At 63.9% G+C, this 13,076-nt stretch carries 18 protein-coding genes and 1 pseudogene; 12 read left to right on the top strand and 7 right to left on the bottom strand.

The genetic code is table 11. The annotated features are described in order from the left end of the window. Nucleotides 1-2: 2 nt before the first annotated feature. Both B4L76_RS12955 and B4L76_RS12950 read right to left on the bottom strand, forming a co-directional pair. Nucleotides 3-509, bottom strand: coding sequence for a hypothetical protein (locus tag B4L76_RS12955; RefSeq protein ID WP_296232987.1), 507 nt, complete (start codon nucleotides 507-509; stop codon nucleotides 3-5). A gap of 11 nt (nucleotides 510-520) precedes the next feature. After that, nucleotides 521-1,024 (bottom strand): CinA family protein, encoded by a 504-nt coding sequence (locus tag B4L76_RS12950; RefSeq protein WP_296232985.1) that lies wholly within the window; start codon nucleotides 1,022-1,024, stop codon nucleotides 521-523. 188 nt (nucleotides 1,025-1,212) lie between these two features. Here B4L76_RS12950 and B4L76_RS12945 point away from each other — a divergent pair, with 188 nt between their 5' ends. Both B4L76_RS12945 and B4L76_RS12940 read left to right on the top strand, forming a co-directional pair. Further along, on the top strand, nucleotides 1,213-1,446 hold the full coding sequence (locus B4L76_RS12945) for a PLDc N-terminal domain-containing protein (RefSeq protein WP_289131281.1): 234 nt from the start codon (nucleotides 1,213-1,215) through the stop codon (nucleotides 1,444-1,446). Between the two features lie 149 nt (nucleotides 1,447-1,595). After that, complete coding sequence (locus B4L76_RS12940; protein ID WP_296232983.1) at nucleotides 1,596-2,120, top strand: hypothetical protein; 525 nt, start codon at nucleotides 1,596-1,598, stop codon at nucleotides 2,118-2,120. A gap of 190 nt (nucleotides 2,121-2,310) precedes the next feature. Here B4L76_RS12940 and B4L76_RS12935 read toward each other — a convergent pair. Both B4L76_RS12935 and B4L76_RS12930 read right to left on the bottom strand, forming a co-directional pair. After that, nucleotides 2,311-2,589: pseudogene (locus B4L76_RS12935) on the bottom strand (short-chain dehydrogenase); the annotation flags it as partial. Beyond that, complete coding sequence (locus B4L76_RS12930; protein WP_296232981.1) at nucleotides 2,586-3,806, bottom strand: zinc-dependent alcohol dehydrogenase; 1,221 nt, start codon at nucleotides 3,804-3,806, stop codon at nucleotides 2,586-2,588. The gene B4L76_RS12930 and the pseudogene B4L76_RS12935, both read right to left, overlap by 4 nt. 178 nt (nucleotides 3,807-3,984) lie before the next feature. Here B4L76_RS12930 and B4L76_RS12925 point away from each other — a divergent pair, with 178 nt between their 5' ends. From B4L76_RS12925 to B4L76_RS12910, 4 genes are all read left to right on the top strand, one after another. Next, nucleotides 3,985-4,236 (top strand): hypothetical protein, encoded by a 252-nt coding sequence (locus B4L76_RS12925; RefSeq protein ID WP_296232980.1) that lies wholly within the window; start codon nucleotides 3,985-3,987, stop codon nucleotides 4,234-4,236. A gap of 172 nt (nucleotides 4,237-4,408) precedes the next feature. Next, complete coding sequence (locus tag B4L76_RS12920; protein WP_296232979.1) at nucleotides 4,409-5,005, top strand: hypothetical protein; 597 nt, start codon at nucleotides 4,409-4,411, stop codon at nucleotides 5,003-5,005. Next, nucleotides 5,005-5,433 (top strand): phage holin family protein, encoded by a 429-nt coding sequence (locus B4L76_RS12915; protein WP_296232978.1) that lies wholly within the window; start codon nucleotides 5,005-5,007, stop codon nucleotides 5,431-5,433. The genes B4L76_RS12920 and B4L76_RS12915 overlap by 1 nt, the downstream gene beginning before the upstream one ends. Continuing rightward, on the top strand, nucleotides 5,430-6,227 hold the full coding sequence (locus B4L76_RS12910) for a DUF3618 domain-containing protein (protein ID WP_296232976.1): 798 nt from the start codon (nucleotides 5,430-5,432) through the stop codon (nucleotides 6,225-6,227). The genes B4L76_RS12915 and B4L76_RS12910 overlap by 4 nt, the downstream gene beginning before the upstream one ends. A gap of 59 nt (nucleotides 6,228-6,286) precedes the next feature. Here the strand turns inward: B4L76_RS12910 and B4L76_RS12905 are convergent, their stop codons facing one another. From B4L76_RS12905 to B4L76_RS12895, 3 genes are all read right to left on the bottom strand, one after another. Then, entirely contained in the window at nucleotides 6,287-6,697 is a 411-nt protein-coding gene (locus B4L76_RS12905) for a response regulator (RefSeq protein ID WP_296232975.1), read from the bottom strand. Between the two features lie 191 nt (nucleotides 6,698-6,888). Further along, nucleotides 6,889-7,584, bottom strand: coding sequence for a type 1 glutamine amidotransferase domain-containing protein (locus B4L76_RS12900; protein WP_296232974.1), 696 nt, complete (start codon nucleotides 7,582-7,584; stop codon nucleotides 6,889-6,891). A gap of 20 nt (nucleotides 7,585-7,604) precedes the next feature. Next, nucleotides 7,605-7,913, bottom strand: coding sequence for a hypothetical protein (locus tag B4L76_RS12895; RefSeq protein WP_296232973.1), 309 nt, complete (start codon nucleotides 7,911-7,913; stop codon nucleotides 7,605-7,607). A 46-nt stretch (nucleotides 7,914-7,959) separates the two neighbouring features. On the opposite strand from B4L76_RS12895, the gene B4L76_RS12890 reads away from it, so the two are divergent. The 6 genes from B4L76_RS12890 (at nucleotide 7,960) to B4L76_RS12865 (ending at nucleotide 12,995) form a co-directional block, all read left to right on the top strand. Further along, the gene (locus tag B4L76_RS12890; RefSeq protein ID WP_225778124.1) at nucleotides 7,960-8,118 is read left to right on the top strand and encodes a hypothetical protein; all 159 of its coding nucleotides are present in this window, start codon (nucleotides 7,960-7,962) and stop codon (nucleotides 8,116-8,118) included. A 14-nt stretch (nucleotides 8,119-8,132) separates the two neighbouring features. Next, on the top strand, nucleotides 8,133-8,357 hold the full coding sequence (locus tag B4L76_RS12885; protein ID WP_296232970.1) for a DUF2188 domain-containing protein: 225 nt from the start codon (nucleotides 8,133-8,135) through the stop codon (nucleotides 8,355-8,357). A 33-nt stretch (nucleotides 8,358-8,390) separates the two neighbouring features. Continuing rightward, a complete protein-coding gene (locus B4L76_RS12880; protein WP_296232969.1) occupies nucleotides 8,391-9,035 on the top strand; it encodes a DUF2238 domain-containing protein in 645 nt (214 codons plus the stop codon). A gap of 93 nt (nucleotides 9,036-9,128) precedes the next feature. After that, complete coding sequence (locus B4L76_RS12875) at nucleotides 9,129-9,653, top strand: RNA polymerase sigma factor (RefSeq protein ID WP_296232967.1); 525 nt, start codon at nucleotides 9,129-9,131, stop codon at nucleotides 9,651-9,653. Further along, entirely contained in the window at nucleotides 9,650-10,480 is an 831-nt protein-coding gene (locus tag B4L76_RS12870; RefSeq protein ID WP_296232966.1) for a FecR family protein, read from the top strand. The genes B4L76_RS12875 and B4L76_RS12870 overlap by 4 nt, the downstream gene beginning before the upstream one ends. Before the next feature lie 76 nt (nucleotides 10,481-10,556). Further along, complete coding sequence (locus B4L76_RS12865) at nucleotides 10,557-12,995, top strand: TonB-dependent siderophore receptor (protein WP_296232963.1); 2,439 nt, start codon at nucleotides 10,557-10,559, stop codon at nucleotides 12,993-12,995. Nucleotides 12,996-13,076 lie beyond the last annotated feature (81 nt).

Here is a 13,076-nt window from a genome sequence, read left to right as displayed (position 1 = left end):
TCCTAGGGGTAGAGAAAGGTGGCGAAATGCACGGCGCTGCTCTGTCCTGCCCTGACCACACCTTCGAGCCTGCCGACATGTTCGCTGCGCAAGGTCAGGTACAGGGTAGCGACGCCGTCCTCGCTGGTGCCAAGCTGCAACTGCAGCGACTGGCCATGGGAACGTGACACTTGCGGCTCGGGCTGTATCGTTTCGATGCTGGCTTCGCGCAGCAGGCTGCCGCCAAGCTCCACCACCACCGGCTCCCCCGGCTTGCCGCGTACCGTGATGCGCAGGTTGTCGGTGGTGCCGCTGCGGCTGAGCCGCTGATACTCGACCTGCACGCGACCATCATCACTGGCCACCCGAGCGTCACTGAGCGGGCCGTTGCCAAACAGCCCGGCCAAGGCCAGCAGCACGATCGCCACCAGCACGTACCAGCCGACCCGTTCGAAGCGCCACACACGCTGCTGCATGCGCATGTCTTCCTCGACCGGATGATGCCTCGAAACCAGCTCGTCGTCGCTCATGCGCCTGGCCCTCAGGCGCGTTCGCCGCGCAACCAGCGCTGGTGGTAATGGGCCAGGTGCGACAAGCCATACAGCGCGCCCTGGCGCATGATATCTGCCCGTTCGCCAAAAAAGCGCTGGGTACGCGTGAACACGGCCAGCGGTTCACCGGTGAATGCCCAGGCGAAACACAGGGTGCCAGGTGGGATGGCATCCTGCGGCTCCGGCCCGGCGACACCGGTGCAGGCAATCGCTACCGTGGCATCGCTGTCTTTCAGGGCGCCCAGGGCCATCTCCCAGGCTACCGCTTCGCTGGTCAGCCCGTAGCGTTCGATGGTCTGTGGGTTGACGCCGAGCAGGCGTTTCTTGGCGCTGGGCGCGTATACCACGTAGCCGCTTTCCAGCACCTCACCGGTGCCGGGCACTGCCGCCAGCAGCGCAACCATGGCGCCGGCCGTGCAGGATTCTGCAGTAGTCAGCACCAGCTTGTGGGTTTTCAGGTAATCGATGGCCTCGCGTAGGGGGTCGGTCGCCATGGCAGGTCACTCATGCGTTGTTTTGTGGTGGACGTGTTTCTTGCACGGTTGGTTCAGTGCATGTGAGCCGCCCATCAACGCCGGGGAAAGCCTGCTGAACTTTGCCCGGCCTGGTGGCTTCCTCTTAGTAGGAGGGTGGTGGTGCGCAGCATTGCACCGCTGCCGGTCTAACCAGAGGAGAGGCGATCATGACCGAGCCTGTAACGTATTTCTGGATCGCCGTGGCGGCGATCATTCTGTTGGTCGACCTGTGGGCCATCGTCAGCGTGTTCCGTAGCGACAAGCGCGATGTAACCAAGGCCATGTGGGCGCTGCTGTTGCTGGCCCTGCCGGTTGTCGGCCTGGCCATCTGGGGTGTGCTCGGACCGCGCGGCATCAAGCGCGGCACCGGGCCGTCTTCACCTGAACACAGCAAGGGATAGGGCGCCGGGGCGGCAGTACGGACGTTGTGGGCAGGCGCTGCATGGCACCGGTTGTGCTGGTGTCTGCGGGGCAACCCGCGCCCACACCGGCCGTACCGGCTCGACGAACCCTGTGCAGGCCACATCACTTTCACCTTCCAGGAGCCATCGTGCCACGCATCATCACTCCCGCTACCCCCGAGCACGAAATCGACGAACACAACGCCCGCATGTTCGGTTCGCCAAAGGAGCGGCTGGATTTCTACCGCCATGAGATCCAGTACGAAACCAGCATCCTTGCCAATCGCACCGACGCCTACCTCACGGCACAGTCCTTTCTGGTCATTGCATTCGTATCGTCGATGGGTAACCTGAACCAGAGCTGGGGCGAGATGTTCACCCTGATCGTGCCGCCGTTTCTCGCCTTGCTTGGAGTGCTCAGTACACTCAATGCCTGGCCGGGCATTCGGGCCGCCTACAAGATCATCGAGCACTGGCAACTGAAACAGAGCCACCTGCTGCGCAGCGAGCCATTGATGGGCCTGGCCTATGATGAGTCGCCGCTGTTCAGCGAGGCCGAAACCTCGCAGGCGGGCCACCGCAAGTCGTTGCTGTTTTCGCTGCGCACACCGTGGATATTCCTGGTGTTCTGGATCGTGCTGGGGGGTTACGCGGTGTTCATTCAGCTGGCCTGAGGTCGTGCCGCTCTGGGCGCAGGGGCCTTTGCCAAGAAGGCCCCGTACTGGCTCAGTGTCGACTACGGCGCAGTGCGGCCAGTACGCAGCCGCTCAACAGCAGCATGGCCGTGACAGCCAGCAAGCCAGGTTTGTCGTGCCGCTTGGGGCGCCCGCCCGGCGGTCTGCGCCGATCGCTCTCGACTGCCCAGGCATCGATGGGGGTCAACTGCAGAGGCGTGCCGTCGACCAGGGTCAAGGTCAGGTCCTTTATATCGCCAGCCGCACGGCCCGGGAACACCGGTTCGCCGGTGGCGTCGAGCGCGTCATAGATGAACCGTTGCCCTTCGAGCCAACCGGCGGCGGTCAGCAGTTCGGGTCCCAGGTAGTATCTGCCGTCAAGGAAGAACCCGGGAAACTGATGCGCCCGCTCCAGGCTTTCCACACTGTATCGCTCGCCCGGCCTCATGCCGGTTGCCGGATCGATCATGGTCGGCTCCCCCCGAATGCGTGGTCTGGTCCCAAGGTGCCGGCAGCAGCGCCCGGCACGAGGATGACCTTGCGGCAGTCGTCCTGCTTCTGGTCGAACATCCGGTAGCCCATGGCCGCTTCTTCCAGGGCCAGGCGGTGGCTGACGATCAGTTCAGGCGCCAGGCGCCCGGCTTCGATATGTTCGAGCAGTTCGGGTAGGAACTTCTGCACATGGGTCTGGCCCATCTTGAAGGTCAGGCCCTTGTCGAAAGCATCGCCAAACATGAAGGCGTGGATGAACCCGGCATACACCCCCGGCACGCTGACCACACCGCCACGGCGCACGGCGGCGATGCTCTGGCGCAGCGCCTTGCCACTGCTGCCCTCGATCTTCAGCGTGGTCAGCACCGTTTCGGTGGTACTGCCCTTGGCCTCGAAGCCGACCGCATCGATCACTGCATCCACGCCGCGCATGCCTGGGGTCAGGCGGATGATGCTGTCGGCCGGGTCGTCATCCTGCTCGAAGTTGATCGGTACCACGCCGTAGGCGTCGCGGGCGAATGCCAGGCGGTAGTCGTTGTCATCGACCATGAAGATCGTCTGGGCGCCGAGCATCCGTGCGCAGGCTGCACTCAGCAGGCCGACCGGACCGGCGCCATAAATGGCCACGGTCGAACCTTGGCCGACCTGGGCATTGGTCACGGCCTGCCACGCCGTCGGCAGGATGTCCGAGAGGAACAGCACCTTGTCGTCGGGCAGGGCGGTGGGCACCTTGAACGGGCCGACATTGGCCTTCGGCACCCGCACGAAATCGGCCTGGCCACCGGGTACGCCGCCGTACAGGTGGCTGTAGCCGAACAGTGCAGCACCTGGCGGGATGCCCTTCTTGTTGAGGATCGCGCCACGCCCGGTGTTGGTGGTTTCGCAAGCGGCGAATTGCTCGAGCTGGCAGAAGAAGCAACTGCCACAGGCGATCACGAAGGGGATTACCACCCGGTCGCCAACCTGCAGGTTGGTGACGCCACGGCCGGTCTCCTCGACGATGCCCATGAACTCGTGGCCGAAGATATCGCCGGGCTCGGTCTGCGGGATCTTGCCGTGGTACAGGTGCAGGTCGGATCCGCAGATGGCGGTAGCGGTAACCCGCAGGATGATGTCGTCCTCGTCCTGGATGGCCGGGTCAGGGACATTGTCGACCCGGACGTCCTGGGCCCCGTGGTATGTCAATGCTCTCATGGGTTCAGCTCCTGCAATGCGGGTGGGTTTGATGCTGCTCTATGCAGGGGAAGCCAGGGGCAGCGGGAAAGTTCAGGTGGAATCATTCAGTGGCGAACCCGGCGCCTCGGTGAGCGCGTTCGAATGAACCTTGTTTCGTCGTCAGGGCTCGACTGACAAACACTGGAGGGCGGCCGACATGAATGCGCTTAGCGGGCAGATCAGCATGGAGCAGCGCCGGCTCGAGGCGATCAACCGCTGGTTCTGCCTGTTCGACGATGTCGAGCGAAGGCGTGACTGCCCCAGCAGCCATCACGAGGAACTGCTCCGTCAGGCCGAAGAGATGGACCGCCTTGGCCTGGTGTGCTGGGAGCAGTGCCGTGACCTGCGGCGGCTGGCGGACCGCGCCTTCCTCAAGGCTATTGCCGGCGCTGATTACCACGGCCACTGAAGCTCTTGCGCCAATGCACGGTCCCCGGATTACAGGCGCGCGGTTCATTGGTCCGCTGGGCAGATGTCACAGATCATCACGAGTGAACTCATCGACGCGTGGCTACGTCCCTCGAATGGAATGCCTGCAGAAATCCGGCATTTGTCCAACAACCCGCTTCGAGGACGTAATGATGGAAAAGACCGATCAAAGCTCGACCTCTCCGCCCGACCGCAACGCGGACCACGTACATGCCATTGGCGAAGAAGCAGGGGCCTTGCTGGGTGAGGCCAGGCAGAAAGGCAGCGAGCAGCTGGAGCATTACCGCGACAGTGCAGCCGACCAGCTCGACTCCTTGCAGGAAGGCGCACGGTCGGCCGCAGCCGCCCTGGAAGGCCATGACAGCCTTGGCCTGTCGCGGTACCTGACCCAGGCGGCGGAGTGCATGGGCGACTTTGCCGAGCAGGTGCGTCACGAAAGCGCCGAAAGCCTGTTGCAACGCGGTGCGCAGCTGGCGCGGAGCAATCCGGCGTTGTTCCTCGCCGGCAGCGTGGCCGTCGGCTTTGCCATTTCACGCTTCATGCGTGCCAGCGATCCCCATGCGGGCTCACCCTCGGTACCAGAGCCTGGCTTCACCGAGCCGCGGCCAGCGCAGCCAGTCACGCCCGACCGGGGCAGTGACGTCTCTACCCGTGAACCCTATACCCCGGTCGACCCGATCGGGCCCGGTGCCGGCACGCCGGTCAGTGGCAGCCCGTTCGAACGTGACCCGCTCAAAGGAGGCGAATGATGAACAAGGATCCTTTACACACTACCCCAGGGTTGCATACACCGGCTGACGACCCGGTCGGCATCGGTGGCTTGCTGCGTCAGTTGATGCGTGAGGTGCCAGAGCTGTTCACCAAGGAACTGGCCCTGGCCAAGGCCGAGCTGCAGCACAACCTGGCTACCCTGAAGGCTGGCACTGCAGCGGTGGCGGCCGGAGCAATCGTGGTCCTGGCGGGGTTCATCATGCTGTTGCTGGCCGCGGTCTACGCACTGGCCCTGGTGGTCCAGCCATGGCTGGCGGCGCTGATCGTGGGTGCGGTCACGGTGGTGATCGGCTTCATCATGCTGCAGTCGGGCAAGAAGCAGTTCGAGCCTGGCCACCTGGCCCCTGACCGCACCTTGCATGCCATGCAACAGGACAAGGACACGCTGACGAGGAAACTGCCATGACCACCTCCTTCGAACACGAAGCGCACAAGGACCCGGAGCAACTCGAGCAGGAAATCAATGCCAAGCGCGAGCATATCAGCGACCTGGTCGATGCACTGGAACAGCGGCTGAGCCCGGGTCAAATGGTCGACCGGGTGCTGGCCTACGCCAAGGGCAATGGCGGCGAGTTCTTCACCAACCTGGGCACCACCCTGAAGAACAACCCCGTGCCGGCCACCCTGACCGTGCTGGGCCTGGCGTGGCTCGGGCTCAACCAGAACCGCCCGTTCAACCCGGGGCCGGCGCACCAGGGGCCAGGGCTTGGCGAAAAGCTTGGCGAGGCGGTGGACACCGTGAAGGGCGCCTTCGCATCGGCAGGCGAGGCGATGCACGACGCCAGCCAGAAAGTCCGCATGAAAGCGCACGACATGCGCGACCGCGCCAGTGAACTGGGCAGCGGTGCGCGTGAATCCATGGGGGCATCTGCCGATACCCTGCGCGGTTCCGCACACAAGGTCGGCGACCAGGCAACGGTACTGAAAGGCCAGCTTGACCATTTGCTGCACGAGCAGCCGCTGCTGTTGGCCGCGCTGGGCATTGCCCTGGGGGCTGCGTTGGGCGCGGCGCTACCCGGTACCCACAAGGAGGATCAGCTCATGGGCGCCAGCAGTGATCGGCTGGCGGAAACCCTGAAGACCAAAGGCAGCGAGGTGAAGGCCACGGTCTCCCAGACCCTTGCCCAGGGCACCGACACACAGCCGGTGCAGCCAGGCCGCGGCTCTGACCTGTCATCAGGGCTGGGCTTCAATTCCTGAACCTGCTGCGTGTCCAGCGCCACCCCTTCGGCATGCGCTGGAGGGGGCAGCTGCCGGGGTCAGGCCGCAGGCCTGACGACCGGCGGTTCGATCTCCCCCAACTGCTCGCCAATGACCGCGAGCAACTGGTCAAGGGACCAGGGCTTGGGCAGAAATACCGCACCCGTCGGTAACCGGGTGCTGGCTGCGTCGTGGTAACCACTCATGACGATGATCCGGGTCGCCGGTTGACGCTCACGAATCTCCTGCGCAAGCGCCAGCCCGTTCAACGGGCCGGGCGTTCTGACGTCGGTGAGCAGCAGCGAAAACGCCTGCTGCAGCGACAGGCGCCGGCCCTCTTCGGCAGTACCCACCGCAAAGACCGAGGCGCCCAGCTCTTGCAGGGCGCAGGTCAGCAGTTCACGCAGGATCGGCTCGTCCTCCACCAGCAGGATGGTTGGGTAAACAGCGGGTGACTCGTAGGTGTTCATGGCAATACTCAACATCGCGCACGGGTGGAAAGTAGGGAAGTCCGGGTCAGCTTGCGACGCTCAATGCAGGCAGTGGCAGTGCGCTATCATGCGACAGCGACTGCTTGCCGAAAATTCATTTTTTACTGAGCGGATCTGTGCAGCCGACCGGGCAGCGCCACGCGTCGGCATGCCCGGGGTTATCGGCCAGGTCAGGCATCGGGCTCCTGACTCAGGCGCTTGAGCAGTGCCCGTGCCGCGGCTTCGGATGACGCAGGGTTCTGGCCGGTGATCAGGTGGCCATCCTCGACTACATGGCTGGCCCAGTCGGCAGCCTTGGAATACTCCCCACCGTTGGCCTTGAGCATGTCTTCCACCAGAAACGGCACCACCTCGCTCAGCCCGACCGCCTGTTCTTCGCTGTTGGCGAAGCCGGTCACCCGCTTGCCCTTGACCACCGGGTGTCCGTCGGGTGCCTTCACGTGCTTCAGCACACCCGGTGCATGGCACACCGCTGCAATCGGTTTGTTCGAGGCATAGAACGCCTCGAGCAAGGTCCGCGAACTGGCGTCCTCGGCCAAGTCCCACAACGGCCCATGCCCGCCGGGGTAGAACACCGCATCGAAGTGGTAGGGGTCGATTTCCGCGAGCGGTACGCTGTCGGCCAGGGCCATTTGCCCTTCGGTGTCGAGGGCGAAGCGCCGGGTTGCCTCGGTCTGGGCGTCGGCCTCATCGCTCTTCGGGTCCAGCGGCGGCTGCCCGCCCTTGGGCGAAGCGAGGGTGACATCGACACCGGCATCGATGAACACGTAGTAGGGCGCGGCGAATTCCTCCAGCCAGAAACCGGTTTTCTTGCCGGTGTCGCCCAGCTGGTCATGAGAGGTCAGGACCATCAGGATTTTTTTCATGCAAGCATGTCCTCCGAACGTCAATGGGCAGTGCGCGGCTCGCCCTGCATTACTGTGGGAGGGTTGGCGCAGCAAAGCGTTCCATGACTTTCCAGGAGCCGCAGCACCACAGCATTGCCGAACGTGGCGCGGATGTCTGCCGGGTGGGCGATGTCACGTCTTGCGATCAAGCGGGCCAGTAGTCGCGGCGGGCTTGCCAATGCCGGGCTTTTCAGGAAATGAACGTTGCCTTTGGCGATACTCAGCTGTGAACACCAGCCGCCCGGGCGACGCAGTGTGCCGGGCGCGAGCGGCACAAGGGCCGAGGTGAAGCGGGTAAAACTGAACATTGCCGCGCATGCGGCCTCCAATGGCAGGTGACCTGGAGGATTCGCCATGCAACCAGAAACCGAAGGACTTGAACAGCAGGGACCGGGCAAGGTCCCGTTCATCAACGACCCACTCAAGCCCACCTCCCCACCGCTGAACGATGCCGATGCCACGGACGCGGCCGAGTCCGAGCAGGACATCGACGATGACGGCGAGGCGCTTTGAACAGGAGCAGCGCGATGGACACTTACCATGTGAGCCCGGCGGGGGACGGCTGGGAACTCAGGAAGACAGGGGCCGACCGGGCTTCCAGGCGTAGTGCGAGCAAAGCCGAGTTGCTCGGCCTGCTGCCTGATTATTTTGCCGGCAAGACTGCCTCGGTAAAAATCCACAAGGCCGACGGCAGCATTGAAGAAGAGCGTACCTATCCGCGCGCCGCCGACCCGAGACGCACCAAGGGCTGATTTTGCGGTGGTCGTGGCGCACGGGTGATCGGCATGCGCGAGAAGGTGAGTACACCCCGGCAGACCGCAGGTTTTCTGGCCCTGGCCACGGTGATGGTGCTGGCCTCCGGGCTGGCGCCGCTGGACCGGGCAGATTGGCTGGTCGAAAACGTTCTACCGGTAGCATTGTTACTGACCCTGGCGTTGACCTGTCGCCGCTGGCGGTTTTCGCCACCTGCCTATCTGGCCATCGTCATGCTGCTGGCAATCCACGAACTGGGGGCGCATTTCACTTACGCCAAAGTGCCTTACGACGCCTGGCTGGATGCGCTCACCGGCCATTCGCTGAATACTGCGATGGGCTGGCAACGCAATCAGTTCGATCGCCTGGTGCATCTGAGCTATGGCTTGCTGTGCGTCTGGCCGATCAGGGAACTGCTGCAACGCCAGGCACGCCTGAATGGCCTGTGGCTGGCGGTGTGTGCGGTGGCGATGGTGCTGGCGACGTCGGCCCTGTATGAATTGTTCGAATGGGTAGGTGGACAGTACCTGGGCGAAGACCGGGCGCAAGCATTCCTGGCCACTCAGAAAGACCCTTGGGACGCACAAAAGGACATGGCCCTGGCATTGGCGGGTGCATGCGCGTGCCTGGTCATCCAGCGGTTGGTTGCGCGCAATCGGCCCGGGCCGCCTGCCTAGGTCGGCGAAAGCGAAGCGGGTGTTTATTCGCGATTATTTCTCATTTACACTTCGTGCCTCTCTTCGCAGCCTAGCGCTCTTGCAGGATGTATCGTGTCGTTCGAGCCCGCCAAACCGACGCTACTGTCTACCCTGGTACGTCATTATGACGAGTTGGTGGACCACATTCGCCGACGCTTCGGTGACCGAGGCATGGCACGCGACGTGGTGCACGACGTGTGCGTGCAACTGCTCGAGCGCGGCGACAAAGATGACGTTCGTGCGCCACTGGCGTTGCTGCGCAAGATCTCCAGCGACACTGCTGTCAGCCGCTACCGCAGCGATCGCCGCCGCGGGGCCTGGGTGCAGGCGTTCGCCGAGCTGCCAGAGGCGGCTTGCCCGGCCCCGACGCCAGTCAGCCGGTATGACGCCGAGCGCGAATTCCAGCTGTTGGCCAATGCCATCGCCAGCCTTCCGCCTCGCTGCCAGGCCGTTTTCATCCTGCACAAGGTTCACCAGATGCCCCAGGCCGAAGTAGCCGAACACCTTGGTATTTCCATCAAGACCGTAGAGAAGCATCTGCGCCTGGGCGTGGCGGCCTGCAGGGAACGCCTTGGGCGCGACGAGGTGACTGCATGAGCAACACGCCCGAACAGGCGCCACTGGACGATGCCCTGGGGCGACATCGTGAGCAGCTCAAGCAACTGTTCCCTGTGCCGCCTTCCAGGCCTGCGCCTTCGAAACCGGCAAGGTCGGCTGGTGTGGCGCTGACCGTTGCGCTTGCCTTTGCCGCCCTGGCCTGGCTGAACCCCGTGTACAAGACCGAGCGGTTCGCCACCGCCATTGGCGAGCGACGCACCGTGCTGCTGGGCGATGGCAGCCAGTTGCTGCTCGACAGCGGCACCCGTGTCGATGTCAGCTGGCGGCTGCGCAGCCGCGAAGCCGGCCTGCAAGCCGGTCAGGTCCTGTTCGATGTGTCCTCGGCGGTGTACCGCCCGTTCGTGGTGTCAGCGGGGCTGACGCAAGTCGAGGTGCTCGGCACGCTGTTCAATGTGCGCCGTCTGGATGACGACAAGGTGCGTGTGACACTGGCGCGCGGGCGCGTGCAGGTCGCCGCTGCGGGGAATACGCCTGTCAGCCTCAGGCCAGGGCAGCAGGTCGATGCGATTGGCGGGCAACTGCTGCCGGTGGCCAAGGTCGACCCCGCCAGGGCAATGGCCTGGAAGGAGGACCGCATCGTCTTCGAACAGACGCCGCTGGATGAAGCGGTTTCCCTGTTGCGCCACTATCGCAAGGCAGCCATTCGCCTGGACGACCCAAGCCTGGCCGCGCTCAAGCTGAGCGGGGTGTTCGACGCGCACAATGTCGACCGGCTGTTGCAGCTGTTACCCAGCATCCTGCCCGTTGCCGTGCAACAACAGGCGGACGGCAGCGTGCAGATTCGGCGCAAACCGCTGCGAAAATAATTCTCAGGCGCAGGTAGGGTTTCCCGACGCCCGTGGCGGCTAGTGAAAAAAGCCCAGCCACAAAGGAATTCGAGAAGTGCATTTACCGCTCCGCAGTCGTCAACTCCGCCTATCACTGCTGGCCAGTAGCTTACTTGTCGCAATGTCGGCCGAAGGCCGGGACAAGGTCACCGTCGATCTGCCTGCTGCGCCGTTGGGTGAGGCCATCAATGCCCTGGCGCAACAGTCTTCGGTGCAGATCCTGTTCGCCAGCGACCTCGGCGCAGGTCGCCAGACCCCTGCGCTGAAGGGCCGCTTCACTGCCGAGGAAGCACTTCAGGTACTCCTCGAGGGCAGCGGCTTGCAAGCCCAGGCCAGGGACGAACGCACCTTCGTCGTCGTTGCCCAGGGGGCACCCGCAGCTGTGCCGCCAGCCCAGAGTGCGCCGGTGGAAATGGCGCAGATGGAAATCACCGCTTCGCGTACCAGCAGCAGCCTGGTCTCGGCGACGCGGCAGTCCACCGTTATCGAGCACGAGCAACTGCAGGAGCTGCGCCAGGGCTCGGAGAGCCTGGCCACGGTACTGGCCAAGGCGGTGCCGGGTATGTCCGACTCCAGCCGCACGGTCACTGAATACGGGCAAACCCTTCGCGGGCGCAGCCTCTTGGTCCTGGTCGACGGGGTGCCGCTCAATACCAACCGCGACTCGTCGCGCAACCTGGCCAACATCGACCCGGCACTGATCGAACGGGTCGAGGTCATCCGTGGCAGCAGCGCCATCTATGGCAGCGGCGCCACTGGCGGGATCATCTCCATCACCACCCGGCCTGCCGGTGGTGACAACCGCGCCGAAACCAGCCTCAGCGCCACCTCGCCGTTGACCCGCCTGGGCAGCGATGGCCTGGGCGGGCAGTTCCAGCAGTACCTCGCAGGCTCGCAGGGCGCAGTCGACTATGCCTTCGACTTCGGTACCCGGCATATCGGTGCTTCGTACGATGCGCACGGCGACCGCATTGCCCCGGAGCCCAGCCAGGGCGACCTGTTCGATTCGAATATCTACAACGTTGGCGGCAAGTTGGGGCTGCACCTGGACGACAACCAGCGTATCCAGCTGGCGGCCAGCCACTACGAGGCACGCCAGGATACCGATTACGCCACCGACCCCAGCGTCGCCAAGGCCCCGGCCGGTTCGCTGCCGGCCAACGCGATCAAGGGCCTGGACCTGGACGAGCAGAACCATATCCGCAACACCCTGCTGAACCTGGAATACGAGCACCTCGACATTCTCGGCAGCAAGCTGTCTGCCCAGCTGTACTACCGGGACTACTTCACCCGCTTCACGCCCTTCGATGCCCGCGCCGTTGCCACCCGTGGTGGCAATGTCGACCAGATCATGCAGAACAGCGAGGTGTTCGGCAGCCGCCTGACCTTGCGTACACCGCTTGGCGACAGTGGCAACACCGAGCTGGTGTGGGGCGGCGACTACAACCAGGAACGCAGCGACATGCCGATCGATGTGTTCGACCCGGCGGCCTACGATGCCAGCGGCGGCCTGGTCTTCGCCAAGATCGGCAGGCTGACCTACATGCCACCGCTCAAGACCCGCAGCGCCGGTGCGTTCGCCCAGCTGCAGCATCGCTTCGACGAGCATTGGTCGGTGGACGGCGGCTTGCGCTACGAGTATTCCACTGCCGAATTCGATGATTTCGTGCCGTTGTCCGAATCAAGGGCGGCTTCACCGGTGGCGGTGGAGGGCGGGAAGATCCATTACGATGCGCTGCTGTCGAACTTCGGCATCGTCTATTCACCAGTGCTTGGCCAGGAGCTCTACGCCTCCTTCAGCCAGGGCTTCCAGCTGCCTGACGTGGGCATCCAGTTGCGCAATGCACGGCGTGGGTTCGACCTCGGCGCCTCGAACCTGGAGCCGGTCAAGACCAACAACTATGAGTTCGGCTGGCGCGGTGAGCTGGGCGCTAACACGCTCGCCACCCTGGCCGTGTTCTACACCACCTCCAAGCTGGGCGATGTGCAGAGCTTCAACAATGGCCTGATCCTTACCCGGACCAAGGAGCGCATCTATGGGGTCGAAGCCAGCGCCGACTGGCTGTCGGACGATGCGGTGTGGGGGGCCGGAGGCAGTGCCAGCTGGATGCGCGGGCGCGAGAAGCCGGACGGCAAAGGCTGGCAGGACATGACCGGCTACCGTGTGCCGCCGCTGAAACTGACCGCCTACGTGCAGTACAAGCCGACCCCGGACTGGAGCAACCGCTTGCAAGCCACCTTCTTCGACGGCAAGGACTACAGGCTCGATGGCCTGGACAGCTTTGGTCGACATGAAGTGAGCAGCTATACGACCGTCGACCTGATCAGCCAGTATCAGGTGTCCGCTGACGACAAGGTGAGCGTCGGCATCCAGAACCTGTTCAACCGGGACTACTACCCGCTCTACAGCCAGTTGTTGCGCAACAACAACAATACCAGCAACTTGCCGGCGCCAGGCGCGGTGGTGACCGCCAGCTATACGCACAACTGGTGACGCTACCTGTCGAGCAGCAGCTGGGGACCGATGGTAGGTCGCGCTGTATAGATATTCGGCTATAACTGTACAATAATTTAA

The organism is Pseudomonas sp. UBA4617 (assembly GCF_002386445.1).
Taxonomy (GTDB): domain Bacteria; phylum Pseudomonadota; class Gammaproteobacteria; order Pseudomonadales; family Pseudomonadaceae; genus Aquipseudomonas.
This window is presented reverse-complemented; position numbering and strand designations above follow the sequence as displayed.

Excerpts from the sequence above, each read along its gene's own strand:
- B4L76_RS12895 (WP_296232973.1), bottom strand. The coding sequence starts at position 7,913 with ATGTTCAGTTTTACCCGCTTCACCTCGGCCCTTGTGCCGCTCGCGCCC.
- B4L76_RS12880 (WP_296232969.1), top strand. The coding sequence starts at position 8,391 with ATGCGCGAGAAGGTGAGTACACCCCGGCAGACCGCAGGTTTTCTGGCC.
- B4L76_RS12950 (WP_296232985.1), bottom strand. The coding sequence starts at position 1,024 with ATGGCGACCGACCCCCTACGCGAGGCCATCGATTACCTGAAAACCCAC.
- B4L76_RS12900 (WP_296232974.1), bottom strand. The coding sequence starts at position 7,584 with ATGAAAAAAATCCTGATGGTCCTGACCTCTCATGACCAGCTGGGCGAC.
- B4L76_RS12905 (WP_296232975.1), bottom strand. The coding sequence starts at position 6,697 with ATGAACACCTACGAGTCACCCGCTGTTTACCCAACCATCCTGCTGGTG.
- B4L76_RS12920 (WP_296232979.1), top strand. The coding sequence starts at position 4,409 with ATGGAAAAGACCGATCAAAGCTCGACCTCTCCGCCCGACCGCAACGCG.
- B4L76_RS12915 (WP_296232978.1), top strand. The coding sequence starts at position 5,005 with ATGAACAAGGATCCTTTACACACTACCCCAGGGTTGCATACACCGGCT.
- B4L76_RS12870 (WP_296232966.1), top strand. The coding sequence starts at position 9,650 with ATGAGCAACACGCCCGAACAGGCGCCACTGGACGATGCCCTGGGGCGA.
- B4L76_RS12945 (WP_289131281.1), top strand. The coding sequence starts at position 1,213 with ATGACCGAGCCTGTAACGTATTTCTGGATCGCCGTGGCGGCGATCATT.
- B4L76_RS12885 (WP_296232970.1), top strand. The coding sequence starts at position 8,133 with ATGGACACTTACCATGTGAGCCCGGCGGGGGACGGCTGGGAACTCAGG.
- B4L76_RS12890 (WP_225778124.1), top strand. The coding sequence starts at position 7,960 with ATGCAACCAGAAACCGAAGGACTTGAACAGCAGGGACCGGGCAAGGTC.
- B4L76_RS12930 (WP_296232981.1), bottom strand. The coding sequence starts at position 3,806 with ATGAGAGCATTGACATACCACGGGGCCCAGGACGTCCGGGTCGACAAT.
- B4L76_RS12955 (WP_296232987.1), bottom strand. The coding sequence starts at position 509 with ATGAGCGACGACGAGCTGGTTTCGAGGCATCATCCGGTCGAGGAAGAC.
- B4L76_RS12910 (WP_296232976.1), top strand. The coding sequence starts at position 5,430 with ATGACCACCTCCTTCGAACACGAAGCGCACAAGGACCCGGAGCAACTC.
- B4L76_RS12925 (WP_296232980.1), top strand. The coding sequence starts at position 3,985 with ATGAATGCGCTTAGCGGGCAGATCAGCATGGAGCAGCGCCGGCTCGAG.